The organism is Devosia sp. Leaf420 (assembly GCF_001425445.1).
Taxonomy (GTDB): Bacteria; Pseudomonadota; Alphaproteobacteria; order Rhizobiales; family Devosiaceae; genus Devosia.
This window is the reverse complement of record NZ_LMQU01000016.1, coordinates 58747-85304: the sequence shown is the minus strand read 5'-3', so window position 1 is coordinate 85304 and position 26558 is coordinate 58747. Positions and strand designations below refer to the sequence as shown.

General features: G+C 58.9%; 21 protein-coding genes. 13 read left to right on the top strand and 8 right to left on the bottom strand.

The annotated features are described in order from the left end of the window. Nucleotides 1–25: 25 nt before the first annotated feature. Nucleotides 26–913 (bottom strand): LysR substrate-binding domain-containing protein, encoded by an 888-nt coding sequence (locus ASG47_RS20030; protein WP_061912017.1) that lies wholly within the window; start codon nucleotides 911–913, stop codon nucleotides 26–28. A gap of 135 nt (nucleotides 914–1048) precedes the next feature. On the opposite strand from ASG47_RS20030, the gene ASG47_RS20025 reads away from it, so the two are divergent. From ASG47_RS20025 to ASG47_RS20000, 6 genes are all read left to right on the top strand, one after another. Continuing rightward, the gene (locus tag ASG47_RS20025) at nucleotides 1049–2656 is read left to right on the top strand and encodes an ABC transporter substrate-binding protein (protein WP_061912016.1); all 1608 of its coding nucleotides are present in this window, start codon (nucleotides 1049–1051) and stop codon (nucleotides 2654–2656) included. A gap of 62 nt (nucleotides 2657–2718) precedes the next feature. Beyond that, nucleotides 2719–4113, top strand: a complete 1395-nt coding sequence (locus tag ASG47_RS20020; protein WP_061912015.1) for an adenylosuccinate lyase family protein — start codon at nucleotides 2719–2721, stop codon at nucleotides 4111–4113. Then, the gene (locus ASG47_RS20015; RefSeq protein WP_061912014.1) at nucleotides 4110–5093 is read left to right on the top strand and encodes an ABC transporter permease; all 984 of its coding nucleotides are present in this window, start codon (nucleotides 4110–4112) and stop codon (nucleotides 5091–5093) included. Before ASG47_RS20020 ends, ASG47_RS20015 begins: the two co-directional genes overlap by 4 nt. Then, nucleotides 5090–6283 carry an ABC transporter permease gene (locus ASG47_RS20490; protein WP_082511872.1) on the top strand — a complete coding sequence of 398 codons (1194 nt, stop codon included), beginning with the start codon at nucleotides 5090–5092 and terminating at the stop codon, nucleotides 6281–6283. Before ASG47_RS20015 ends, ASG47_RS20490 begins: the two co-directional genes overlap by 4 nt. Before the next feature lie 4 nt (nucleotides 6284–6287). Beyond that, nucleotides 6288–7256: an ABC transporter ATP-binding protein gene (locus tag ASG47_RS20005; RefSeq protein WP_061912013.1), complete on the top strand. Its 969-nt coding sequence runs from the start codon at nucleotides 6288–6290 to the stop codon at nucleotides 7254–7256. Next, nucleotides 7256–8242, top strand: coding sequence for an ABC transporter ATP-binding protein (locus ASG47_RS20000; protein ID WP_061912012.1), 987 nt, complete (start codon nucleotides 7256–7258; stop codon nucleotides 8240–8242). The genes ASG47_RS20005 and ASG47_RS20000 overlap by 1 nt, the downstream gene beginning before the upstream one ends. A gap of 674 nt (nucleotides 8243–8916) precedes the next feature. Here ASG47_RS20000 and ASG47_RS19995 read toward each other — a convergent pair. After that, nucleotides 8917–9477: a hypothetical protein gene (locus ASG47_RS19995; RefSeq protein WP_156464183.1), complete on the bottom strand. Its 561-nt coding sequence runs from the start codon at nucleotides 9475–9477 to the stop codon at nucleotides 8917–8919. Nucleotides 9478–9785: 308 nt separating this feature from the next. Continuing rightward, the gene (locus ASG47_RS19990; protein WP_061912010.1) at nucleotides 9786–10586 is read right to left on the bottom strand and encodes a hypothetical protein; all 801 of its coding nucleotides are present in this window, start codon (nucleotides 10584–10586) and stop codon (nucleotides 9786–9788) included. 183 nt (nucleotides 10587–10769) lie between these two features. Between ASG47_RS19990 and ASG47_RS19985 the strand changes: the two genes are divergently transcribed. The 3 genes from ASG47_RS19985 (at nucleotide 10770) to ASG47_RS19975 (ending at nucleotide 14927) form a co-directional block, all read left to right on the top strand. Further along, a complete protein-coding gene (locus ASG47_RS19985; protein ID WP_061912009.1) occupies nucleotides 10770–12752 on the top strand; it encodes a MobA/MobL family protein in 1983 nt (660 codons plus the stop codon). Between the two features lie 431 nt (nucleotides 12753–13183). Next, the gene (locus tag ASG47_RS20790; RefSeq protein WP_200940993.1) at nucleotides 13184–13396 is read left to right on the top strand and encodes an IS66 family transposase; all 213 of its coding nucleotides are present in this window, start codon (nucleotides 13184–13186) and stop codon (nucleotides 13394–13396) included. Nucleotides 13397–13698: 302 nt separating this feature from the next. Beyond that, nucleotides 13699–14927 (top strand): IS3 family transposase gene (locus tag ASG47_RS19975; RefSeq protein ID WP_244487149.1). Its coding sequence is split into 2 segments (ribosomal slippage): nucleotides 13699–14047 and nucleotides 14047–14927, totalling 1230 coding nucleotides; the frame shifts between segments, so codons are not numbered across the junction. Nucleotides 14928–15320: 393 nt separating this feature from the next. Here ASG47_RS19975 and ASG47_RS19970 read toward each other — a convergent pair. The 5 genes from ASG47_RS19970 to ASG47_RS19950 all read right to left on the bottom strand — a co-directional run bounded on the left by ASG47_RS19970 (nucleotide 15321) and on the right by ASG47_RS19950 (nucleotide 20740). Next, nucleotides 15321–16412, bottom strand: a complete 1092-nt coding sequence (locus ASG47_RS19970) for a sialidase family protein (protein WP_061912006.1) — start codon at nucleotides 16410–16412, stop codon at nucleotides 15321–15323. Between the two features lie 58 nt (nucleotides 16413–16470). Further along, entirely contained in the window at nucleotides 16471–17400 is a 930-nt protein-coding gene (locus tag ASG47_RS19965; RefSeq protein WP_061912005.1) for a carbohydrate ABC transporter permease, read from the bottom strand. Beyond that, a complete protein-coding gene (locus ASG47_RS19960; protein ID WP_061912004.1) occupies nucleotides 17397–18284 on the bottom strand; it encodes a carbohydrate ABC transporter permease in 888 nt (295 codons plus the stop codon). The genes ASG47_RS19965 and ASG47_RS19960 overlap by 4 nt, the downstream gene beginning before the upstream one ends. 9 nt (nucleotides 18285–18293) lie before the next feature. Beyond that, nucleotides 18294–19583, bottom strand: a complete 1290-nt coding sequence (locus tag ASG47_RS19955; RefSeq protein WP_061912003.1) for an ABC transporter substrate-binding protein — start codon at nucleotides 19581–19583, stop codon at nucleotides 18294–18296. A 62-nt stretch (nucleotides 19584–19645) separates the two neighbouring features. Next, nucleotides 19646–20740 carry an ABC transporter ATP-binding protein gene (locus ASG47_RS19950; protein WP_061912002.1) on the bottom strand — a complete coding sequence of 365 codons (1095 nt, stop codon included), beginning with the start codon at nucleotides 20738–20740 and terminating at the stop codon, nucleotides 19646–19648. Between the two features lie 118 nt (nucleotides 20741–20858). Between ASG47_RS19950 and ASG47_RS19945 the strand changes: the two genes are divergently transcribed. The 4 genes from ASG47_RS19945 (at nucleotide 20859) to ASG47_RS21275 (ending at nucleotide 26511) form a co-directional block, all read left to right on the top strand. Further along, nucleotides 20859–21818: a dihydrodipicolinate synthase family protein gene (locus tag ASG47_RS19945; RefSeq protein WP_156464182.1), complete on the top strand. Its 960-nt coding sequence runs from the start codon at nucleotides 20859–20861 to the stop codon at nucleotides 21816–21818. Nucleotides 21819–21852: 34 nt separating this feature from the next. Next, nucleotides 21853–22557: a GntR family transcriptional regulator gene (locus ASG47_RS19940; protein ID WP_082511871.1), complete on the top strand. Its 705-nt coding sequence runs from the start codon at nucleotides 21853–21855 to the stop codon at nucleotides 22555–22557. Between the two features lie 1684 nt (nucleotides 22558–24241). Beyond that, nucleotides 24242–26125 carry an AAA family ATPase gene (locus ASG47_RS19935; RefSeq protein WP_061911999.1) on the top strand — a complete coding sequence of 628 codons (1884 nt, stop codon included), beginning with the start codon at nucleotides 24242–24244 and terminating at the stop codon, nucleotides 26123–26125. After that, nucleotides 26122–26511, top strand: coding sequence for a DUF6634 family protein (locus ASG47_RS21275; RefSeq protein ID WP_320408931.1), 390 nt, complete (start codon nucleotides 26122–26124; stop codon nucleotides 26509–26511). Before ASG47_RS19935 ends, ASG47_RS21275 begins: the two co-directional genes overlap by 4 nt. The last annotated feature ends 47 nt before the right edge of the window (nucleotides 26512–26558 follow it).

Sequence of the window (26558 nt, the reverse complement as noted above, 5' to 3'; positions counted from 1 at the left end):
TCCTCTTAGATAGTCAGGTCTGAGACTAGACGTTTTCTTTGAGCCAGTTTCGAAACGCAGAGAAATTCCGCGGCCGCTTCTTTGTTCCGGAAAAGCAGAACACATAGTGCTCGTGAACGATGTGCTCTGGGAAGAGGGCGACCAGTTTTCCCGAGCGGATCTCTTCGTTGACGAGCGCGATGCGGACGATGGTGACACCAAGACCTTCGATGGCTGCCGTCAGTTCGAGGCCGGGGCTTTCAAAGTCGATACAGCGGGCCTCTTCAAGGACGCTCTGCGCGTCTTCGGACAGCCAATTGGTCCAGTTCTGCAGATAGTCGCGGGAGCGCAACAGCGTATGCCGGGCCAAGTCGGAGCGCTTGTGCAAGGCCGACGCGGCTGAGAGATATCGCGGGCTGCAAACGGGCGTGAGGTTCGCCTCCGCCAGGAGATCGTATCGGTAATCTTCGCGCCGTTCCGGGCTGATGGCGATGGTGCCATCGACAGGGCTGGCGCCGCTGCCCGAGGTCAGGAACTTAACCTTGGCATCCGGGTGTTGCGCGTAAAAGCTGCTGAGCCGAGGCAGGAGGATACGCTGGAGAAACATTCTCGGTACGACAATGGTCAGGGGGGCATCTTCGGCGCGCGTCGCCACGGCCCTTGTCGCATCGCGGAGATCAGATAGAGCCTTTTTGACCTGGGCCCAATATTCCTCTCCCTCCGGTGTGAAGCTCATCCGCCGGTGATTGCGCACGAACAGCGCGATGCCGAGGTAAAGTTCAAGGTTCTGGATCTGGCGGCTGATGGCGCCTGGCGTGAGATTGAGCGCTTCTGCGGCTCGGGCGACGCTGAGATATTGTCCAACGGCTTCAAAGACAGGCAGCGCCGTCATCGGCGGCAATGGCAGATTCTTCTTCCGGTCCTTGCTATCCATCGCCTCTGCCTCCACCACAGGCTCTAGCGGTTCGTTGAGAAAAACTCAATCATTGCGAAAAACTTTCGATTTTATGGCGGACGATCCGCGCCTACCGAAGAAGAGACCGCGACAAGACGGTCAAGGGAGGTCGTATTGAGAAAGATCCAAATCATCGCGGGCACCAGCTTGCTCGCCTGTGCATCCGCTTTCGCACTTGAGGCTGCCGCGCAAGACCTGACCGTTGGTCTTGCCGCGATCGCGACCTCGGCGGATCCGCATTTCCACCGCGCCGGCTACAATTTCGATCTGCGCGAAAACATTTCCGATGCCCTGGCGTTCAGCAGCGGCGTGACCGGCGAACTCGAACCACGCCTCGCGCAGAGCTGGGAGATCGTCGACGACACCAAGTGGGTCGTCACCCTTGAGCCGAATGCAAAGTTTGCCAGCGGCAATGCCTTGGGCGCCGATGACGTCATCTATTCGTTCTGCCGCGTGCGTAACGTGCCCAACAGCCCCGGTCTTTATTCGAGCTTCATCGGCACTATTGCGAGCCTTACCGACCTCGGCGACGGCAAGCTCGAAATCACCACCAAGGCGCCAGACCCCAATCTGATGCGCAGCCTGAGCAATATCGGCATTGTTGAAAATCCGACCGAAGGCACCCTCGCCTATGACGAGGAAACCTGCGGCAACGATAACTGGCTCTCGACCAACGACTTCAATTCCGGCGCGACTGCCGCGGGCATCGGCCACTTCAAGGTTCGCACTTTTACGCCAGACGTTGAGATCGTGCTCGAGCGCAACGATGATTATTACGGCGAAGCCGCGGCCTACGAAACGGTGACGATCAAGGCGCTGCCCGACAATAGCGCACGCATTGCAGCGCTCCTTGGCGGTTCGGTGGATGTGATCAATTCGGTGCCGATCAATGGTGTCGAGTCGATCCAGTCGGCCGGCAATCTTGAACTGGTTTCGGCGCCTTCGACGCTGGCGATTTTCTTCCTCGCCGATCAGGGCCAGGAGCCGACGCCAAAGGTGACTGGCACGGACGGCAAGAACCCGTTTCTCGACGTTCGCGTCCGCCGCGCCCTCAACCTTGCCATCAACCGCACCGAGATCGCCGAAACGATCATGGGCGGCATGGCGCAGCCGGCAAGCCAGCTGATCGGCGAAGGCGTCTTCGGCTACAATCCCAACCTGCCGCCCTATGCCTACGATCCGGAAGCGGCGCGCGCGCTGCTTGCCGAGGCCGGCTATCCCAACGGGTTCGGACTGACCCTGACCGCGCCCGCTGACCGCTATGTCAACGGCGCCCAGGTCGCGCAGGCTGTTGCTGCCATGCTCTCCCAGATCGGCATCAACGTGACGCTCGAGACTTTTCCGCGCAGCGTGTACTTTGAAAAGGCCAGTGCGTTCGAATATAGCCTCTATCTCGCCGGTGCCGCCGCCGACACGGGCGAAGGGCTGAGCCTGATGTTCAACCTGGCCGCGACACGTGACACCGAAAAGGGTTGGGGCGGCGCCAATCGTGGCCGTTATTCGAACCCTGCAACCGATGCCTTGCTGGTTGAAGCCCAGCAGACGCTTGATGACGCTAAGCGCGAAGACCTGCTGCGCCAGGCCTCGGCTCAGGTCTACCAAGACGAAGGCTATGTGCCGCTTTATCACGAATATGGCGTATGGGCGACCAAGGCCGATATCGTGTTCGAGCCGCACGCCAATCTCGTCAATATCTTCTATACGGCTCACCCCAAGAAGTGAGCTCGTCCGATCGGGATGCGCCCTGGGCGCATCCCGTCTCCAAAATCCTGAAAGTTGCTTAGATGGGCACAGCCTTCAACGATGCGCTGGCAGCGCAAGTGGACCTTCGTGGCCTGCGCGACGCATTTTCCCCCGCCGCCACCTATTCCGCCTTTCTCGAAATCGAAAAGGCCGTCGCTTTGGTGCAAGGTGAAATGGGCATGATCCCGGCCGATTCCGCCCAGACCATTGCTGACAATTGCTGCGCCAATCGATTGGACATGGCGCGCATCGAGGCCGATTATGGCGTCACGCGCCACCCCCTGATGCCGCTCCTCAACGAACTCGTTCGCGTCAGCGGGCCCAAGCACGGCGGTTATGTGCACTGGGGCATTACCACGCAAAACGTCATCCAGACCGGCATGCTGGTGCTCACCAAGCGCGCCCATGACGTGATGGACACCATCACGCGTGACGTGCTTGGGCACCTCGGCAAACTGGCGCGCGCCCATGCGGCAACGACCATGGCCGGGCGCACGCATTTCCGCCATGCCGTGCCGATCACCTTCGGCTTCAAAGCTGCTGTCTGGATCGAAGAAATTCTACAGTCCATCGAGCGGCTCGATACCGCACGCGATCGCGCCTTCGTTGTCATGATGGGTGGCGCTGTCGGCTGTTTTTCGGCGATTGGCGCTCAGGGGCCGGAATTCCAGAGGCGCGTTGCGGCGCGTCTCGGCATGGGCGAGATGGCCATTCCCTCCCGCGCCATCCGCACCCATATCTGCGAATACGTAAACGGCCTGGCGCTCCTTGCATCCGTCTGCCATCGGATCGCGGAAGAAGTGTACCAGACCTCGTCCGAAGAATTTGGCGAACTGCGCGAAAAGCGGCTCGATGGCGCCATTGGTTCTTCGACCATGCCGCAAAAGATCAATCCCGTGCAATGCTATGGCGTTATCGCCAACGCCAACAAGCTCTATTCCCAGGCCGCCATGCTGATGGCGAATGCCCATCGTCCCTTTGATTCCGATGGCAGCACCAATCTTCTCTTTGAAGATACACTGGTCGAAGTCATCGCCGCCGCCGCCGAAGTTCTTGTCCGCACCGAGGCCCTGCTTTCAGGGCTCGAACTCGACCCCGTGCGCATGCGCGAAAACCTCAAACTGTCGAACGGCGCGATCTTCGGCGAATACGCCATGATGCAAATGGGCGCGACGATGGGCAAGCACCAGAGCCATCATCTGGTGCACGAAGCCGCCATCGCGGCCGCTTCCGGCGAAGGCACGTTCCTCGGGCACCTCGAGCGTCTGCCAGGCGGCGATGTCGTCAGCGCCGACATTCGCCACATGCTCGATAAGGACGGCGCGGCCGGCATTTGCAAAGAGTTCGCACTTCACTTCGCAGACCTCATCGACGCCATGGGGTCGGGCCCCTATCCCGGAGCCGAACAGCGCAAGCTTGGATTGGCCAGCACATGATCAACTTCGTCCTTCAGCGCCTGCTGCAATGCATCGGCGTTGTGCTCGCGCTTTCGATCGTCCTCTTTGTCGGGCTCTGGCTGATCGGCAATCCCGTCGATGTGCTGATCTCGTCCGAAGCAACCGAAGCTGACCGTCAGGCGGCCATTGTCGCCCTTGGTCTCGACCGGCCGATCTGGGAGCAGTACTTCAACTTTCTCGTCAACGCCATGCAGGGCGATTGGGGCACCTCCTTTGTTTATAAGGAGCCCGTCACCACCATCCTGCTGCAGCGTCTGCCCGCCAGCCTTGAACTGGCCTTCGTCGCCTTCTTCATCGCCATCGGCTTTTCCATCCCCGCAGGGCTTTACGCCGGATTGAAACCGGAATCGTCGTTTTCGAAAGCCGTGATGGGCTTTTCACTGATCGGGGTCAGCATCCCCACCTTCTGGCAGGGGATGCTGCTGATCGTCGCCTTCGGCATCGCCCTGCCCTTTTTCCCCGTCGGCGACCGCGGCAATGTTGCGACCTATTTCGGGATCACATCCAGCCTCTGGACGCTGGATGGCTGGCACCACGTTCTTCTGCCCGCCTTCAGCCTCGCCCTCCTCAAGATGTCTCTCTTGATCCGCGTAACGCGCGCGGCAACGCTCGAGATCGTGCGGCTCGACTATGTCAAGTTCGCCTATGCCAAGGGCGTGCATCCCGTTCGGATCGTCTTCGTGCATATTCTGCGCAATGCCCTTGTCCCGCTGATCACCGTGATCGGCATCGAATTGGGCAATCTTCTTGCCTATGGCGTCATCACCGAAACGGTCTTTTCCTGGCCCGGTCTTGGAAAGCTCCTGATCAATTCAATCAAGGTGCTCGACCGCCCGATGATTGTGGCGCAGCTCACCTATACGGCGCTCCTTTTCATCACCATCAACTTCCTCGTGGACATCCTGCACATGACCATCGACCCGCGCGTGCGCTCCGTCATGGGAAAGCGTGCCAAATGAACCGCGCCGCCTTTGCCGAATTCGCCGGTCGCTTCGCTGAAAGCTGGGTTGCTGTCGCCAGCCTTGTCGTCACCGTGCTCTTCCTTGCCTGCGCGCTGTTTGCACCATGGCTTTCCCCGACCAATCCTTATGATCTGGCGCGCCTGCAACTGATCGACGCGCTCAAGCCTATGGGCTCACCCCAGGTAAAGCCGGGTGAGGAAATCCGAGCCAATTTCGCCCTGACGCAAGGCCAGTTGATACCTGAGGCCAATGCCACGGATTTTGAGGTGGAAGCCTGTGGCGCGAACTGCTTCATTGTCGGTCTCGCAGATAGCTCCGCCCCGCTGATGAGCCTGCAACTTCGCGGCCTGGCGCGCGACGCCATCGTCGATGGTGCGAGCAAACATCCCATCCAGCCATGGTGGACCTTGAACGCGCCAGAGAACAATCAGGGGAAGGTGAGCTTTGAAACCGCCCCGGCCGACGCCCGCGTCGAAGCCATTGCGCGTACCGACAATCAGCCAACCGGCTTCATCTTCCAGCTCGGCAGCGACGCCTTTGGCCGCGACATGCTCTCGGCTATTCTCTATGGCATTCGCATCAGCGTCTTTGTCGGCGTTGCGGCGGCCGGGTCGGCTATGCTCTTCGGCACGGGCCTCGGCCTGCTGGCCGCCTGGCGCGGCGGAGCGACCGACGCCATGATCATGCGCGCCGTGGACTTTACCCTCAGCTTTCCCGCCATTCTTGTCGGCCTTGCGATCCTTGCCATCCTCGGCAGCGGCGTCGAAAAGGTCATTCTCGCCGTGGTGCTGGTGCAGTGGTGCTACTATGCACGAACGGCTCGATCCCTGGCGCTGAGTGAACTCAACAAGGAATATATCGAGGCGGCGCGGGGCATGCGTCTGCCAGCGTGGCGGATCATGCTGCGCCACGTGCTGCCCAATTGCCTGCCGCAGATCATCGTGCTGTTCACGCTCAATATCGCCTCGGCGATATCCCTCGAATCCTCGCTGAGCTTTCTCGGTGTCGGCCTGCCATTGACGCAGCCCTCGCTCGGCATGCTGATCGCCAACGGCTACGAATATATCTTCTCGCAGAAATACTGGATCAGCTTCGGCCCCGGCATCGTGCTTCTTATCATGATTGTCGCCATGAACCTTCTGGGTGACCGGCTGCGCGATCTTAACAATCCGCGTTTCGAGAGTTGATCCCATGAGCGAGCAGTTCTTTGAGGTCGAAGGCCTCAACACCTGGTTCTTCACCCGCGCTGGCACGTTCAAATCGGTCCGGGACGTTTCCTTCAATCTCAAGCGCGGCGAGGTGCTGGGCATTGTCGGGGAGTCCGGATCAGGCAAGTCGGTAACTGGCATGTCGATCATGGGACAGGTCGAAAAGCCCGGCAAAATCGTCTCCGGATCGATCAGGCTCGATGGCGAAGAGCTGACCGAGCTCAGCTTCGACCAGATGCGAAAGTATCGCGGCCGCCGCATCGCCATGGTTTTCCAGAACCCCTTGATGACGCTCAATCCGCTGATGCGGGTGCGCCAGCAGATGTTCGAAGCGATCAGCGAACATGAGAAGGTCCCGGCCGCCCAGATGCGCGAGCGGTCGATCGCCGCGTTAAAGGCTGTGGGCATCCCCTCGCCTGAAGAACGGCTCGAAGCCTATCCGCACGAGCTGTCCGGCGGCATGCGGCAGCGCGTTGTAATCGCGACGGCACTGTTGATGAACCCCGACCTGATCATCGCCGACGAGCCGACAACGGCACTCGACGTCACCATCCAGGCCCAGATCATCCACCAGATGCGTAGCCAGATCACCGATCGGGGTCTCGGCATGATCTGGATTACCCATGATCTTGCAACATTGTCCGAACTCGCGGACCGCATTCTCGTCATGTATGCTGGGGCCATGATGGAAACAGGCGCGACGGCCGAAATCATCGCAACGCCGCGCCACCCCTATACCAGCAAGCTGCTTGAATCGGTGCCGTCGAACAACGAGCCCGGTCAACGTCTCAAGCAGATCCGCGGCACCATGCCCTCGCTTCTGGACCTGGGTGAAGGGTGCGCCTTCCGCAGCCGGTGCGAGCGCGCCTCCCCGGCATGCGAAACGTCCCCGCCAAAGCGCAGTTTTTCTTCAACGCACCACGCCTGGTGCCACCATCCAATCGAGGGATGATGCAAGTGGTCCAAACCGTCTTCCAAGCTGATGAAGTGTCCCGCGTCTTCGAGCCCGCTCGCGGCACGATCGAAAAACTGACAGACCGCCTGACCGGCAAGCGCCCCGCCATCGTTCAGGCCGTCGATCGCGTCAGCCTTTCCGTTGCCCAGGGCGAAACCCTGGGCATTGTGGGGGAATCGGGCTGCGGCAAATCCACCCTTGCCCGCATGATCACCGGCATTCTGCCCGTCTCAGGCGGAACGCGCCGCTTTCGGAACGAAGACTATGACAGTTTTCTCGCCCGTCGCCGGGATGCCCTCAAGGTTCAGATGGTGTTTCAGGACCCGATGTCATCTCTCAATGGCCGCTTGAAGGTTGGCGAGATCATCGGCGAAGGGGCTGTGGTTCATGGCATCGTCCCCCGGTCGCGCATGCGGGAGCATGCGGCCAAGATGCTCGAGCGCGTTGGCCTTGCCGCCGACAGTATCGATCGGTATCCGCATCAGTTTTCGGGTGGCCAAAGGCAGCGCATCGGCATTGCCCGCGCGCTCGCGGTCGAGCCGGAACTTCTCGTCTGCGACGAAGCCGTTGCGGCGCTCGATGTTTCGGTGCAGGCGCAGATCATCAACCTCCTGATGGACATCCGTCAGGAGAGCGGGTTGTCGATGATCTTCATCAGCCACGATCTGGGCCTCATCCGGCACCTCTGCGATCGGGTGGCGGTCATGTATCTCGGGCGCGTGGTCGAATTGGCAAAGACCAGCGAACTGTTCGCGAATCCGGTCCATCCCTATACCCAGATGTTGCTCGCCGGCATGCCGCGCATTTCAACCGAGCGGCGGACTTTTATGCCTATCAAGGGTGAGATACCGTCTCCGCTGAACCCGCCAAGCGGATGTCATTTCCATCCGCGATGTGACCGCGCTACGGATCACTGCCGTATTTCGCGCCCGGATTTAAGAGAAAAAGTCCCCGGCCATCTTCATGCATGCCTGAACGCGTAGCATCGGATCGAAAGCAACCGGCTTGGGCCCACCTACGAAAACCAGTTTGCGCCCCAGCTCTGAAGTTTCACGTAACCTTGCGATATCTCAAACACTGACATGTCGTCCCAACCGTTTGAGATGATCGGACGGTGGCTGCTCTTGGCGAGAGAGCAGCTATTCGTTGCGTCAGGCTCGTGCTCGAGAAGGGCTGCCCGTGAACATCAACGCCATGCCATCGACTGTGTAATAGCCGAGTTCGTCTCAAAACAGACGGTCAAGAAGATTTGATGAAACATAAGGCTAGGCCAAGAACTACCGTCGGCACAGGTATGAGACGTCGTCTTTGTGGCGCTTCGCAATAGATCCGTTGCCGGTCTTGCCATATTCAGGCCGTTTGTCTCAACCCTCATTTACCAATATTGGGTCAGGCTATCACATGCTCGAGCGGCGAAAGCAGATTACCGCGGATTGCGGTTTGAGCAGCAAATCTATTGAACAGAGCTTGGGCCTAAAAAACCGACGATTCTGAATCCATTAAGCTAAAACCGGCAGGGTTGTGACAGTTATCGCCCGCCGGCAAATGCTCGAGGCCATTCCCGGATCAAGCAATGCCTCATCGCGCGCTTCGGGATTAGCGTTCAGCAGAAACCTCGTCTGCTCTACCCATCGGCATTTATGATATCCAGTCACGTTTACTGGGATGGCACGAAATTTGGGTGCATCTTCACGATGTAGGAAACCTCGCTGGCCCGGAACCAAGGAGCGTCCGGTCCTCCACCGTACGAAAAAAGCGACTTTATCGTGTCTTCCGAGCAGTCGAGCAAGCGCGAGAGTTCTTTGAGGTCCATAACTTCGTCTTTGTCAAATTTGTCTCGAGCACGTGCCTTATCAGCAAGCTGCCGCAAAGGGCTATCAGGAAACCATAGTGGGCTGAGGATGCCGCCCGCTTCCCATTGACTAAAACTGTCGAACATATCTGCCAAATCTAAACCGTGTCCGACATAGTCGGTCGGATCGAACCGGTACGCATATTCATATGCCGCCTTGACGATTGTCCAAATGTGGAAGTGTGCCAAGTCGAAACTGACGGTTTCGCCTTCCCACGTGTCCCAATCGACTTCGTTACCTAGAAATGCTGTGGCTGCTTGCACATTTGCGACATACGCGATGTGGCTTGCCTGCACCAGCAGAGCCAAACGAAGTTCGCTTTCGAGGGTATTCAGCGTCATGGGGGGAGAAAGAGGTTTAAACAAGAATCGGCCTCACATTGTCGTTGTGAGGTATGCTCGCCCGAGCTCTTGAAAGCGACAAACGTTAAAATGCATAAATTTTTGCTCAATATTGTCGCCAGCCGCTCAGGAGCAGCGGAACAGTCTTGCATATAGCCCACCCGAGACTCTGCCCGCCCGCAATTGGATGTTCTAAGCAAAAAGGCAGAACACAAGGTTCTGCCTTTGTTGTCTGCAGTCGGTGCAAGCCTGACGGTCGTCATGAGTACCGTGCCAGTTAACAACACTTCACGAAGGCATGCAGGTTAGTTCGTCAAACACCTCTGCTCCGTTTAGGTCGGGCGCATCGGACCACTGATAACCGAACGCCGTATGGTATTTCCTATTGGGCGAGCTTGGTGATGGGGTGCACTGTCCGCCGTCTCGGTCTCTATCGTCGGCTTGTTGTCCATCACATCGTTGCCCTCGCCGGGTTTTTTGACGACCTCTTCATTGTCCTTCGAAGGTTCCGTCGTGTCAGCGAGCATGCTAACATCGTTTTGGGCCAGCAAATGGCAGACCGCGCTATCGACCTCTCCTGCATCAACGAGCAGGTAAGCCACTTTCTTGATCTCGACGCGGATGGTAGAGGAGAAGCGCTCGCCAAGATCGATTAGATCAGTCAGGGCTGCCCTTCCCTTGAACCCGCCTACTAGCAGGTCTCGCTTGAGACCGATCTGACGAGCCATCTCCACAAGCTCATGGCTTGGGGCGGCAGCAGCAACAAAGGCAGCAACTCCGACCTGCGCTTTTTTCCGCGACTTCTGAAATTCGGCATCTCGGTCATGAAAGCGCTGAATGGTCTCGGCGTCGCGATCGTGATCCATCGCAAGCAACATAGCCCCACGCAGACCGCTTGTGTCGAGACGGCAGCGGTGGAGCCCAATTTCGTCACAGATACGGGCGAGTGAGCCCTTAATTGCAAGGTCGCCCTTAATCTCAGCGACCTCGACCCGCGCACGCTTCTGCAAGAGCGCTTCGGAGCGCGCTGCTGGCGTCTGCGCACCAAGCTGCATTTTGGTCAGGCTACGCTGCGTCTCCTTGAGGAGCTTAGCCGTCTCGGCCAAATCATCTTTTTTCGTTTTATTCGACATCAGAAGCCTTCCTGTACTTGACGCCCCGGTATGCACCTTGCAAACCGCGTGCTGACCTAGGGTGACTCGGACCTACGCAAGGCACACGCGCCTGCCCCGGTTTTTTTCGCATTCGAGGCGAAATTCAGCTTTGTGCCTTGCCAGAACCTGTGGTTGGCGGTCCGTTTTCTGGAAAGACAAGCAGTGGCTATCCCTTACGCACGAGCCGAGCTCATCCAGCGTTCACGCGGACACTCGACGATCGAACGAGTGGCGTATGTGATGCGTACGCGGGCAGTTTCGGATCGCACTGGCAAGTCGTACGACTTTTCACATTACGGAGATTACCTCGCCGGTACAGTGCTTCTGCCCAATGGCGCCGTTCCTGTCAGATCGGCTATTGAGCTTTGCACCGGCCTGGAGATGGCCAGTAATCGCAAGGATGCCGCCTTAGGCTTTGAACTTGTCCTTGCGCTACCGACGCCCGAGGAACAAGCCGTCGAAACAAGCCAGGCAATGGCTGAGCAATTCATCCGCAACGTCATTGTCGAAAAGCACGGACTTACGGCAATAGTCGCTTTGCATTCGCCGCATAAATCGGAACAAGAATTCGAGATGGACGCTCTTCTCCTTTCTGTGGGAGAGGAAGACTCTTTTGCAACGGCAATGGCCATGTCTGCCGTCAACCTCCACGTACATGCGCTTATCTCTCCGCGACAGCGCACTCCACATGGTTGGTCGAGCCGGCGTTATACCGCTCTTGACCCTGTGAACAGGAATGGAAAGACCTATGGCCGGAAGTGGGGAAGGCTTTGGGGAAATTTCCAGAACACATTTTTTGCGGGATCGGGAAGCGACCTTCGAGTTACTCCGAATCCTCCCGTTTCTTTAACGCCCGCGCCACTCCGGCTGGTGAGAGGCTGGCGGGCAAAAAAGCGCACAGCCAGCGGCACTGTTGATGGGCGCGAGCTTCTGGTTAATCAAAGCAGGGAGTACGACAATACCGAGGCCGCCTTAAAAATTGACGGTATGCTCCAAAGCCTCAAAGCGCCATTCACGCGAAACGAACTCAACCGTTTCTTTATGCGTCACCTGCCTGGATCGCTCGGGCTCGAGGCCGCCGATGCAGCTATCGGCCTTGGTTGCGTTGCACTTTCAACGCCTGAAGGGTCAGGCGAATGGTATGCGAGCGTTGGACTGGTGCATCACGAAATGGCAGCGATTGGTCGTGGTCTCATCCTCGCCGAGCGCTTCCTCGGACAACGCGAAGTTAGTCATCTTGTCGTTGAGGGCTTTACCCAATCAACGAGCACCGTACTTGCCAACATTTTTTCAGGGCCGGATCTGGTCATTGTAAAAACCGAAAACGCAGCGGACGCTTTAGCCGGCGACCTCGCGGGGCTTGCCAAGAGAGTTGGTCTGCGAGCCGTATCGATCGCGTCCCCCGCAGGCCATCCGTTACCGCAGTCCATTGTGGTCGAGGCCGCGGCGCTTACCTCCAAGATGGTCTCCGACGCGCTTATCATCCTTGACGATCCCGATGCACTAGTCGCCGCAGAACTGTCGCTAGTCCTGGCTGCAGCGGTTGCGGGAAACAATAAACTAGTCGTTGTGAGACGAGCAGACAGCGACTGGGCACAGCTAGAACTTATCGATCTCATCGCTGAACATGCCCCAGTGCTCGAATGGCAGCCGCTGGACGTTTCTCATCCTCGCACTGGAGTCGTCCAGGAGAGAACTCCAATCGTACCGCGAACGGCAATTACCTTTGCCCCTCAAACGAAGCCCAATGCTCCCAATCTTGGGGGTTGGCCACGCTTTGGCGTCGACTTTGATGGACAAGTCATAACCTCGAAATCCTCCATGGCTGTCATCATGAGGATGCTCGCAAGTGTTCCTGATGAGCTCGAATGGGCTTTTCCGAACAACGACAAGGCGTCGGATGAGGCGCTCTTACTTCAACGGCTTGAAGCCTGGTTCGCTGAAGAGACGATGATGGCCTCAGTCCCCGGCGATAGTCTAGATGCGGAACATGCTGCTTTCGACAGCCTGGACGCGCCTTTCGACCAAGCCGATGATGACAGCTTTGATGTCGAACAATCTTGGGAAACGGGCGATCATGATGAGGAATGGTCCGAAGAGCACAGTGTTTACGATGAGCCCGATCTCGACGAACCAGAAGTTTGAAAGAACATGCGCGGTGTTCTCTTCCCTCCTTCCTAAGTAACGAGCGTCAACCGAGGCACGGGTCTTTTCAGTGCGTGACGTTATCGGTGGACCATCGTCGGCACCGACGGCCAAGCGATAGACAACCGCATCATGGAAAACCGGCTCGAATATTTGCCGAAATGCTTCGGCCAGGAGCGAACTTACGCTGCGGCACGGTCCTTGCGATCGTGCGGCGCCTAGTTGGCCTGTTCGAGGTCGAGAGGTCCACTAATGGCTGGTGACCACCCGAGCAGCTGACGATGAGTGGCGTTTTAAGCGCGCGATGATGAGTGAGGTCGAAGCCTCATACTCAAGCACCGCCCTGGATTGTCGGGGCGGGAGAATTTTTCTAAGGCCGTAGACTATATGCTCAAGCTGGCCCGCGTTCACGCAGTTCCGCAGGATGGCAGATCTATCTGACCGGCAATGCGGCCGAACGGGCTCTGAAAGTTATCGCACTTGGACGGAAGGCGTTCCTATTCGCCGGCTCCGACCGCGGCGGGCAGCGGGCCACCTTCATTTATAGCCTCATCGTGAACGCCAAGCTGGACGATGTTAACCGCAAACTTGGCACGCCGGTATTCCGGGCCATATTGCCGAACATCCCAGTCATCAACAGGTGACCAGCCGCCCGGTGGAAAATAACGTGGGCCCTAGTTTCTTAATAGAACAGGTGGTTCGGTTTGTCGCCAGATAAGGGCCGAGACAACCTTCGCGCGCGGACGATCTCATTAAACACATATTGTATTAGAAAGAGAGTCCGAGAGAAGGAAAATTCTCGTCGCATTGGGGAATTGGCAGTCAAACGATGATCCATATCCTGAACCGCACCTACTCACCGAGAATGCGGATTGGAGCGAACCCCATTTTGACCGGACAGCCGGCATAGCCGATAAGGCATAGGCATGCGCCTATGAGTACGACTATGTCCAAGAGTTCCGACGAGCCGTTTCGACGGGTCGAAGTCATTACCTCCGTGCAGCGCCGACGGCGTTGGTCCGTCGCCGAGAAGATGCGGCTTGTTGAGCAAGCCTTGCAGCCAGGCATGAGCGTTTCCTATGTGGCCCGCCAGGCTGGCATTTCTCCTTCCCAGCTATTCGCTTGGAAGCGCCGGATGCTCGAAGGCGGCCATGCTGTCGTTCAGGCTGATGAAGATGTTGTTGGTGCCTCCCAGGTCCGCGATCTGGAGAAGCGGGTGCGTGATCTCGAGCGTATGCTGGGCAAGAAGACCATGGAGGCCGAGATCCTCAAAGAAGCCCTTGATCTCGCCCGCCCAAAAAAACGGACCTCGCCCTTGCTGTCGTGGAGCAATCCCGAGGACGATACTCAATGAGCGCCATTGCCCGCACTCTAGGTGTTTCCAGGTCCAACCTCATCGAGCGCGCCAGCAAGCCCTCAAGGGTCAGAGGCCCTTATCGCAAGCCCGAGGATGTTACCCTTCTTGCTGAACTGCGCCCGATCATCGACCAGCGCCCCACCTATGGCTATCGCCGTGTGACAGCATTGCTCAACCGGCAGCGGCGCAAGGAAGGCAAGCCCGTCGTCAACACCAAACGGGTCCTCAGGATTATGCAGCAGAACGGGCTCACCCTTCAAAAGCATACAGCCCTCCGGCCCACCCGCACCCACGACGGTGTTGTGGTTGCCCTGCGCTCCAACATCCGCTGGTGTTCCGATCACCTGGAGATCCACGCCCGCAATGGCGAAGTAGTCCGCATCGTCTTCGTCATCGACGCCTGCGATCGCGAGATCATCGCCTGGTCGGCTGTTGCCAATGCCGGCATCTCCGCTGAGATGGTATGTGACCTGATGATCGCAGCCGTCGAGCGCCGCTTCCGGGCACTCAAAGTCCCGCATCGACTGGAGTGGCTCTCGGACAATGGTAGCGCCTACATCGCAAGGCAGACCGCCCAAGTGGCCGCGGCATTGGGCATCCAACTGCTCTTCACCCCAGTTCGAAGCCCGCAGAGCAACGGCATGTCCGAGGCCTTCGTCAAAACCCTGAAAAGGGATTATGCCTCTACGGTTATCCTCCCAGACGCCGAGACAATCCTGGCCTTGCTGCCCGAATGGATCGACGATTACTGTGAGGTCCACCCGCACTCCGGTCTCAAGTTCCGCTCACCACGCGAGTTCCTGCGCCTCAGTGCCTAAACCCAACCGCCGACTGTCCGGTGAAACGGGGTTCACTCCACGGATGTGAAGGAACTCCTTCGGCAGGATCAGTCCGACGTGGTACGCATAACAACGAATCTGCGCGCATCGCCTTCTTGGATTGCCACAGGATCCAGAGGGAGGGACGGGCCGTTGCCCGACCCTTATTGCAGCGAGACATCCCCACAGCTCGGTTAATGAACGACAGAAGGCGTTATCAAACATTTGCCCGAAGGCGCTGCCTTTCGAAAAGCCGCGTCGAGAAAGAACGAGGGCCTTAAAGGACCATTTGCTTTTCGACATCGCCTTTCCGGGCATTTGTCTAGATAGTGCGGTAAAGCCCGTCCTATTGCGATCGTTCAGTCATCGTTGAGCGAATCCAAAAGCTGCCACTCAAAGCTTGAACAACGTCGCGCCGATATATCGGTCGCTATCGGAACCTCCATTGAAATAGTAAACCGTGAGCGCCTTGCCGTCATCAAGCGCAACAGTACGCGGATAGCCAAGATCCGACATGCCCCCATCGTCTCGCAGCACGATGTCGTCGCTCCAGCTAGCGCCTTCGTCGCTGCTGGTGCGGGCGCGCATGCCGAACGGCGCGTCACGGAAACCGTAAATCAGCAACAGTCTCTTGTCGCCCAGCCGCGTCAAGGTCGGCGGATTTCCGCCAAAACCGGTATTGTCGACCGCCCTTCCTTCCAGCGTCCAGCTCTTGCCCTCATCGAGTGAACGATACTGCTCGATCCAGGCTTTGCGGTCCGGACCCTTGCCCGGTGTCGAACAGCGCACCAGCGAAAGAATGCTGCCGTCATTCATCTTGAGCGACGCTGGCATGATCGCATAACCATCCGGCTCTTCGCCGACAAAGCTTTCAAAGTTGAAGCTCTGGCCACCATCGCGCGTCCTCACGCAGAATACACGCCCTTCCTTGCCGTTGCTCTTGACGGCCGTCAGCAGAAATAGCGCATCGTGCTGGCCGAGCGGGACGATATCAGTGCGCGCAGAGATCCCGGGCAGACCAAAATCACCGAAGCGATATGGCCCCTCCCACGAACGTGCGCGGTCGCGGCTCACATAAAACCAGCTGATCGAGTCAAGGTTGAGCCCGGTGCGTGCCGCCATGACGATGGTTTCAGGATCAAGAAAATCGATGGGGTGCCCGAGCGGTTGAAGGTCGCGATCCGGCACGATATTGGGCTGGGACTGCAAAGCCTCCACCACATGCTCGTCGCCCGACAACGACGTCCCACCAGGGATATGGCCATTGAATGGTTCGGGCGTCCAGGTATGCCCGCCGTCAAGACTGCGCGCTTGCTTGCCGACGAACGGACGGGTCATGTCTCGGGCATGAAGGTTTTCCTGCACGCCCTTGAACCCTTGCGAGAACACCGCGACGATCTCGTCGCCCCAGGCCCAAAGCCCGTAATTTGCAGGCCAGGCCGCGTATTCTCCGGGGACGCGATAAACGTCGACATGCTCGATCATGGGAAAGTCTCCTCGTGGCGCCGTCCGCGCTCGGGTTGTGGTATTGGAAAAGCTGCGCCTAACCTTTGACGCCGCTCGTGACTGCGCCGTCGATGACCAAGCGCTGGGCGAAAAGGAAGACGATGATGATCGGCACGGTGATCAATGTTGCCATTGCCATCACCACGTTCCAGCGCGCGTCCGGCCCGCTCTGCAGCAATTGCAGCCCGATCTGCAGCGTCGCCATATCCCGCGAATTGGTCAGGATCAGCGGCCAGATAAACTCGTTCCAGGCGCTCTGAAAGCTGAGCACACCCAGCACCGCCATAGCCGGCCGCGCCAGTGGCAGGAGGATACGCCAGAAGATCGTGAAGGACTTGGCGCCATCGAGACGAGCTGATTCCTCGTATTCGCTCGGAATGCGAGTAAAGAATTGCCGCATCAGGAAGATGCCGAATGGCGTCGCCGCCGTCGGCAGGATCATACCCCAATACGTATTGAGTAGACCCGTGCCACCATTGCCCAGCCAGTCATTGCCACCCGCGAACGGGATCTTCTGTACGATGAGGAAGACCGGCACGATCTGGCTCTGAGCCGGCACCATAAGGAGGCCAACCACAAGGGCAAAGACTATCGTCTTGCCACGAAACTGCATGCGCGCCAGCGCATAACCGGCCAGCGAACAGAAAATGAGGTTGGAGATGGTCGAGCCGAGTGCAAAAACGAGGCTATTGACCAATTGCCGCCCACTATCGGGCAGGTAGATCACATCGAGATAATTCTGCCATTCGAGGCCCTGCGGTATGAAGCTGGGTGGAAATTGAAAAACTTCCGCGTCTGCCTTGAAGGATGTCGACACCATCCAGAGGAACGGAGCCATTGTCGCAAAGGCCGCGAACAGCAGAAGGCCATAGCCGACGATGCGCTCGCCCCATGGGATGAACCGCGACAGCGGGAACGAGCGCTCGTCAGTCCGCGTCAGATTGGATTGGGTTGCCACGACGCTCATCCCTCGCCCCTCCGCATGATTTTGGTCCCCACCAGCGAAAACAGCAGGATGACGAAGAACAACACCGTCGACATCGCCGCCGAATAGCCGAACTCGGTGTAGCCGAAGGCCGTCTGGTACATCTGGAAGACGATGGTCTCGGTCGATCCCAGCGGTCCGCCGCCGGTCATCACGTAGATCGCGCCGAACACCTGGAAAGATTGCACGATGAGGATGATCATCAGGTAGAAGGTCACCGATCCCAGCATCGGCACTGTGATGCGCCAGAGGATCGAAAACTTGCTGGCGCCATCAAGCCGCGCCGCTTCGTATATTTCCTCGGGAATATCCTGAAGGCCCGCGAGATAGATGATCATCGCCGTGCCGAAATCACGCCATACCGCCATGATGATCAGCGCCGTCATCGCAAGATTTGGCGAGGACAACCATGGCTGCGGACCAAGTCCGAGCGATACAAAAAGCCCGTTCACAGGCCCCGAATAAGGCTCGTAGAGATAGACCCAGACTACCGCCGCCGCGATCAGCGAAGTCAGCACCGGCAGGTAGAAGATGGTCCGGAATACGATACGGAAGGGAAACTTGCGATTGAGCGCCACCGCCGCCAAAAGCCCCAGCGCCATGGTGGGAAACGTCACGCCAAGCGTATAGTACATCGTATTGCCGATGGCCTGCTGGAAGCGGCCATCCGCCATCAGCCGGAAGTAATTGTCTAGACCCACCCAATTGGTCGGCCTCAGAAATGATATGTCGGTGAAGCTCATCCCGATCGTCGCGATCGCGGGCAGGAGCAGCGATAGGAACAGGATCAAGAGGGCCGGGGCGAGAAAGGCATAGGCGCCCCAGGACCTGTTGAACGGTCCGGCTGTGGCCGATCGGGATGGCATGATCACTCCTCAGCCGCGGTCGAGAATGGTCTGCACTTCGGCCGCTGCGGCACTCAGTGCATCTTCGACGCTCGCCCGCCCGAACATGGCTTCCTGCACCGCACGGGCGATGATCGTCACCATGCGCGAGAAGGCCGGGATCGCCGGCGCTTCCTGCGGTGCATAGCTTGCGGTTTCGACGAACTTGGAAAGATAGGGATCCGCCTGCACCGCCGGATCTTGTTGGGCGGATTTGAGCACCGGCACGTTCTTGCTCTCCACAGCGAACGCAACCTGCTGCTCTGGCGATAGCGCGAACTCGACGAATGCGACGGCACCCTCGATGTTCTTCGCATCGCGCGGAATGGCGTAGCAGAACGGATCGACCAGCGAGGTGAAGCCGCCATCTTCCATCGGAATAGGCGCCACGGCGAATTCGATGCCAGCCCGCAAGGCGTTATTGGTCGAATAATTACCGGCAATTATCATCGCCGCCCGCGCCGTATTGAAAGGGCTCGCAAGACCGCCTGGCCCGAGACCGAACCCAAGATCCGACACTCGGTCGTCGATCAGGAGGCCCTTGAGAAAGGTGAGCGCCTTGACCCCTTCAGGCCCAGCAAAGCTTGGAGCAGAAAGGTCGTCGTTAAGTAGCTTGCCGCCCGCACCCTGGAGGAATAGCGTGAACACTTCCCAGGCTTCGAGGTCGTTGTGGAACAGCGAGAAGCCGGCGCGTTCGAGGAAACCCGATTCTTGCCGTTTGGTCAGGGCGATGGCCCAGTCGCGGAACTCGGCCCAGGTCTTGGGCGGGTTTTCCGGATCAAGGCCTGCTTCGACCACATGGGCGCGGTTGAAACCGATGCCGCGCGACGTGCCATACATAGGCACCGAATATTGCGCGCCGTTGATATGACCATAGGCCAGAAGCGAGGGGTCGAGATCGTCTATCGAGACGCTGAGCGCTTCGCCCAAATCGAGCATGCGGTCGGCGGCAGCATAGGTGAGGTTGTAATCCCAGTGCTGGACAAAAAGGTCCGGCGCCGTGTTGCCGTTGATCGATGTCAGGATCTTTTCGTTGAGCTGCGGCGGCTCCGCATAAAGCGTGCTGACGAGGTTGCGCTCGGGATGCGCTTCCTTGAAGGCGGCTTCCAGCGCTTCGCCGGCCACTCGCTTGCTACCCGCGAACTGCGACCAGAACACCAGTTGCTGGTCCTGCCCGAAGGCCCGGCCGATCGAGCCGCCCAGCCCCAGCGTCAAACTGCCGGCCGCCACGCCGAGCAACAATTGGCGCCGATTGAGTCCCGTCTTATTCTGTTTTTCCATGTTCCCTACTCCCTTAAGTTAAGCGATGAAGCCTCTCCTCGCGCTTCACCCGATTTCCTGCATCACACCTCGGCCCGCCGGGATCGCAAAATCCCATCGGCGTCGAACACCTTCACGCTCGCCCCATCGACGCTCACGTTGATCGCCTCGCCTGCGCGCAATTTGGGATCGCCGTTGAACAAGGCCGTAAACGGCCGCCCCTCTTCCCCGGCATGGACGATCGTGTGCAGGCCAAGCCGCTCGACCGCCTCCGGCACCACCGAAAACTGCACTTGCCTTCCGGCGCCGAGCTCGAGCGCTTCGGGCCGTATGCCTAGCGTCACGCTGTCGCCCGCATAAAGGTGCTCGCCGCTGAAGGGCAGCGTAACGACACCGATCCGCGCCGCCTCGACAGACACCGTCGCGCCCTCGGCGCTACGGACCGTTCCGGCCAGAAAATTCATCGGCGGACTGCCGATAAATCCGGCAACGAACAGGTTAGCCGGATTATGGTAGAGTTCCATCGGCGGACCCACCTGCTCCACCTTGCCACCGTTCAGCACCACGATGCGGTCGGCCATGGTCATGGCTTCGAGCTGGTCATGCGTCACATAGACCATGGTCGAGCCGAGCCGGCGGTGAAGTTGGGTCAGCTCGGAACGCATTTCCATGCGCAAGGCCGCATCGAGGTTCGACAGCGGCTCGTCCATCAGGAAAATGCCCGGCTTGCGGACGATGGCCCGGGCAATCGCCACGCGCTGGCGCTGACCCCCGGATAATTTGGATGGCTTGTCCTGCAAGCGGGTCGAAAGCTGCACGATCTGAGCGGCCTTGGCGACTTCGGCGCGGATTTCATCCTTGGGCCGACGCTCCATCTGCAGCGGAAAGGCGATGTTGTCGTATACGCTCATATGCGGATAGAGCGCGTAATTCTGGAACACCATGGCGATTGGCCGCTGGCCTGCTTGCCGCGAGGTCACATCCTTGCCGCCAATGGCGATCTGGCCCTCGCTGACCGGATCGAGTCCCGCGATCAGACGCAGAAGCGTGCTCTTGCCGCAACCGGACGGCCCGACGAACACTGCAAACTCGCCATCGCCGATCTCGAGCGACACGTCCTTGAGCGCATTGAACGCGCCGTAGGTCTTTGACACGCCCGACAGTTCCAGTTCCGCCACGAGCTTTCTCCTTCACGCGATCAGGCTCATTTTCACCCGTCAGCAAAATGAAGTTGCATGAAATTGGACCGCATGTAAATACTTGATTGTCTCTTTGCTTAAATCGGTGATTGTATCAGTGACCCAACAGATGATTTCCACCAAGGCCGCGACGCATGAGCGCCCGGAAACCCTGCCCATCACCGGCATCGTCGCCGCTTCCCTGACACCGGTGACCGAGGATTTTCGCGTCGATGTCGAAAGGCTCGAGCAGCATTTGCGCTGGCTGCTTGAACAGGGCTGCACCTACGTTTCCCCGTTCGGCTCGACGGGCGAAGGCCCGTCGTTCTCGGCTCCGGAAAAGCGCCAGGCGCTAGAAGCTTTGGCCGCAAACGGCTTCGACATGAGCTGCGTCATTCCGGCAGCGATGAGCGTTGCGCTGGACGACACAATCGCCACCATTCGAGCCGCCGCCGATCTCGACTGTCGCGCCGTCCTGATCGTGCCGCCCTATTATTACGGCGCCAGCACCGAGGGCATCGCCGCCTATTTTGCCGCCTGCGCGGATCGCCTTGGCGGTTTCCCTATCGATGTCGTGCTCTATCACATCCCCCAGCTAAGCAGGGCGCCCTTCACAGCCGAACTGATAGAGATGCTGCTGGCCCGGCATGGCGATCGCATCGTCGGCATCAAGGATTCTACCGGCATCGAGCCGCAGACGCTCGACCTGCGCCGCCGGTTCCCTCAATTGCAGATCTTTACCGGCGATGATCGTGTCTTCCCCGCACTTGTCGGCAATGGCGGCGCAGGAATGATTGGCGGCATGCCCAACATCGTCGCCGCCGAACTCGCCCAGCGTTACGCAGCGCCGGAGCAGCGCGATGATGCCGCTGCCATCCAGCGGGCAGCGCAGCGCATCGAGGCTGTCGATGCCAATGGCGGGGTCATTGCACTCAAGGCTCTCAAGGCGCACATGACCAAAGACCTTGCTTGGAGCAGGCCGATGCCGCCGCTGCTACCCCTCGACGCAGCAGGGGCCAGAACTCTTGTTGAAAGTTTTGCCGCAACCGGTTTTGATTTCGGCACCCGTCTCGGTTAACAAGGCGCTGCCCCAGACGGATTGGAGATCGCCGATGCTTTCGGCTAAAAGCGAGCTAGCAAACGCCCTATCCGCTGATCGCAGTTTGGGCACCGATATCGGCCTCAACCGCCAGGCTGCCTATCGGCGTTTCCAACAATTGCTCTTGGCCGGCGATGTGCGACCTGGCCAGAACTTGTCGCAACGCGAGCTCATGGCCAAGCTCGGCATATCGCTGGGCGCCCTGCGCGAACTTCTCGCCCGGTGGGAAGCCGAAGGACTTCTCTCGGTTATGCCGCAGCGGGGAATCCAGATTACTGCAGTTGATCTTCGGATGATCCGCGAATCTTACCAATTGCGCGTCGCCTTCGAGCGGGAGGCCACAATCTACGCTCTCGACCATATCAGCGACGATGCGCTCATGGCTCAAAAGGCGCTGCACGTCTCTGTCCTCGACCGCGCCTCAAGCGGGATCACCGCCCAGCTTCTCGAAGAAGCTCAAAACATTGATAGCGGCTTCCATGAATTCCTTATCGCAGGCACCGGTAACGAGACCCTGATCCAGGCTTATTCCATCAATTCGCTTCGCGTGCGCATGATCGCTCTCGACCGCTTCCGCCTCAATCCGGTCGTTCTAACCCCTGCCCTCGAAGACCATCTCGAGATCATCGATGGCATCATCGCCCGCGACCGAGATCGCGCTGTCTCCGCTATGGAACGGCACATTCATAACGCCAGGCAGAGGGCAGTTGCATTCTGATCGCGCTCATTGGTAGCCGGCGCACAAGATCGCGTCCTAAGCGAAACAAGGCTCGAGAAGACGCTGCGGGCCGTTAGGGAGTCCGGCCCATTGAGCCGCCGACACCGGCTCTCCGGAAGTTCGCAATTGACAATGGTGCACTGGAAGCTGGCTGTCTGCTGCAAGACCCTTATTGCCCTTCGCCCCTTGATCGGCGGAGCGCATGGGGCCAGGCAGAGGGTGTTATCTGACATTCCACAGCAACCTCTGCAACTGAACCAGCACAACTCACGGTGCAGGGCCTGCTCTAGGGCGTCAAGGATGAAATCAGATGGTCGGTCCGCGGCGCACCCCATTTGACGAGGCGGGGGCATAGGCATCGATGACGTCCACTAGGCATTCTGTCTGGCGAACCTTTTGGTTGCGGGAGCTCGATACCATCATTGCTCGAAGAGAAAGCCATACCCCGCGGTGAGTGACAACGTCCTAGGTCAGCAAGACAAGCGGTGTTTTGGCAAGCAGGTCTCGATGCAGGAGTCTGCACCTGCCGGGCGGTCATCGTCATTTCAAACGGCTTCCACCGAGTTGGAAGAGCTCTCGGCAATACCAAACATAGGGTCTACCGGTCGCGCCGTGGCCTTGACGATCCTTAGAACGAGATGCAGATCCAGCAGGAAGACCCAAGCAATATCTAAAGGGTCGTTTCGTGCGCCTTCACGGCTCTACAGAGAGAGGTTCTCGCACCTGGCGCCGTGCCTTTAAAGAAGGGAACGGCAACCTGAACCGCTCTTGTTGTTGGCACGCACAACACGGGCCATCTTGGGGGTTATTGCGGGGAACGCCGTGCGTTGCGGATCCGGATTGCTCCAATCGCGGGCAATGAAGCGGTCAAATTTTTCACCGAAGCTTTTCTTCTTTTTGTCGAATGGCGACTTGTGCCTACTGCCGCGTGAAGGCACTTATTTAGTCATCTTAGAATTTGAGGCCCAAGTGCGATGTCTGATAACTAGCGTTATTAGCCACTTCGCGCGGGATCGTCTCAGCCCTGGAGCACCAGTCACAGACAGAGTACATAAACACAACGAATGGGAGACTTCGTCCTTCAGTGCGTACTTGTGGCCGCTAAGGCGACGTTAAATGTAAAGTATCAGACGCTTGCAGGTTTCGATCTGCCAGGTGCACAATCACCATGTCGATTCAGCCGAATCGATGACGGCCGCCGCCAGTGCTTCGAACCACCAGCGACGGCCTGACCACCGCAATCCTGCAGCAACAGGAGTTACAATGGCTACGAGCCTTGTAGTAGACGCGTGCGCGCGTCGGCAAGCACCCCCCTTCGACCCGGCCGGGTTTTTAAGCCTTTATGGGCCGCACTTGGGCGGCATGCGTTGGCGCAACTAGAGCGGTCGGTCCCAAATCGGGGCCGGGACGTCTGCGTCTGCACGCTGGCCGGTCGCCCCGCGCCTGCCGTGCCCTTCTGCCCATGTCTGTTACCTGATGGTTTGACTGCCCTGCCCCGCATGAACTGCGGTGCGGTGCTCAGGTCATCGGCTACAGCTGGCTAATGGCACGGTACGCCCCTTTCTCCCTTCACCTCTCCCCTTCCGGCTCGCGACGCCACCTGTTTTCCCCTGGTAGATACTAGGGTGCTGAGACGGCCGGCAGCGGGCGGAAGCTTCATTTTCATCCAATTCGAGTACCTAACATGAGTTCTTTGTCCGAGATGATCCGAAACAGCACCGTCAACGCTGGCATGACAGCCCATGTCATGCCAGCCGTGGTAAGTAGCATCGTCATACTCGTCACCGCCGCGCTAGAAGAACACGCCCTTTCCCAAGGTGTGCTTCTGCCCGATCCCTGGACCAAGGATGCTCCCCCCACCATCATCTTTGTGCCCGATAGCTCCTGGCTCGCTCCAATAACCGTCGCTATCGATGCCAGGGGCGGGGCCGTACATGCGACCCCGAGCCGGGAAAAATCCGAGGTGGCGAGCGATCTCGACGTGCTCGTGCGCATTGAGGATGGCGCCAGCGTCTGGGTCGCGGCGAGCTCCGCACATGTACCCGACCTCGCAAGAAGAGCCGCCGAGTGCGTTGTAACCGTACAGGGGCTCACTTCTGCCGCCATCGCCCGCGCCGTGGGCACTGTGACGGGACAAGAAGTCATCATCGAAGACGCCGATTGGCGCGGTCTGTCTCTTCCCCTTATTGCCAGCTCGATACGATCCGGCGAAACCGCGGAAGCTTGCCGCGACCGACTGCGTCGCTGGTCGGAGCACACCGACGAAACGGCAGATACCAGTGAGAAGACAGAGGAGAGTGACCAATGGCCAGTTTTCGGTTCGGCAGCGCTTTGGTTGACCGAGACTTTGGCACTCTTCGATGGGCTCAAGACGTGCCGCGTTCCCAAAGGCCTTTTGCGTCACACAATGCTCGCCGGACAACCAGGGTGCGGTAAATCCAGCTTGGTCGACCAGCTTGCCGAACGCGCCGCCGTTCCACTTTATCGCCTAAGCGTGGGCGCCCTATTTGTCGCTGGCACCGGCCATCTCGACAGTGTCGTGCGTCAGATCGTTGGCTTCTTTGACGCCCTTCGCTCCCAGAATGGACCGGCGATTGGCATCATCGAGGAGATCGATGCCATGAGTACCCGTACCGGTGGAACCGACTCCAATGGGGCTTATTGGAGTACGGTCATCACTTCGATTCTGCTTGCCATTGATGACCTCAACGCGTCCGGCGCGCCGGTGTTGCTGGTCGGTTGCACCAATCGCCCGGAGGACGTCGACGCCGCGATCTGCCGCCCCGGCCGCATTGGCCGCCTCATCGAGGTAACGCCTCCGCAGACTATCGACGACGTAGTTGCGGTGCTGCGCGTCCATCTGGGCCGTGACCTGCAAGACGCGCCACTTCGTGATCTGTCTCGCCTCTGGCTTGGAGAAAGCCACGCCCAACTGGCCGACCGCGTTGCCGCTGCACGAAACAGGGCCCTTCTCGCCGGCCGTACACTCGAACTTGCCGATCTCGATCCGGATCGGACGGCTGATAAAACAGAACGTATCGGCATTCTCAAAAAAGCGGCTCTGCATGAAGCCGCGCATGCGGTGATCGCCCATGCCTTTGGACGCATCGTGGACGCGATGGCCCTTCGCCTTGACCGAGCCGGTTCGGTCAGCGGTTTTACGACGCTCATCCCGCGCCTTGCGGGCGCCACTTACGACGAGCGCCTTGATGACTGCTGTATTGCCCTGGCCGGCCGTGCCGCCGATGCCCGTTTTGGCAAACGGGTCGACGATGGCTCGGCCAGTGACCTAATCCAGGCGAGCCACGCCATTGCCCTTCTTTATCTCAGCACCGGCCTGTCTGAGACCCTCATCGCCCTGCCGCCCGACGTGGTGACAAAGGAGCTGACCACTAACCTTGTGCTCCAAGACACGGTGGAAACAATCCTTCAGGACCAGATGAGCCGGGCCGACGACCTCGTCGCGCAGCACCACCAGACGATCGAACGGCTTGCAGAAGTTCTGCTCGAGCGCCGGACCCTCGCAAAGGCCGAGATCGCTGCATTTTTGACGGAAAGCAAAGCATGATCCTTCCAGCCCTCGACTTCATTCTCGATGACGGCGTGGTTCTGCTTGATCTCGCGGCACGCGTTGAAGCCGAGGATCTCGATATCTCGAGCCTACCTCGCTGGCGACAACTCCTTGGCGACCTCGCTCGCCTCCGGAGCGGCTGGCGCCCTGAACCCCGCATTCTGGAGCGAGCGCCTCGACTTGACCACTGGTCCGTTAGTGAGCCGCAGGATTTTGGCCTGGTCCGGCTTCTCGGAACCGTCACCGGTCACCCTCTTCTGCCAGACCATCGGGTCGTTACGACTTCCCCCCTTGTTGCCCTTGAGACGCGAAGGGGAGCCTGGGCAAGGACTGTGTCGCGTTTTTACGTTTTGCACGCGAGTCAACGCGATAAGGAACGTTAAGCTGGAGGTAAATTGCCGGTGCTTTGAGTCAACAAGGGGTCTAACCG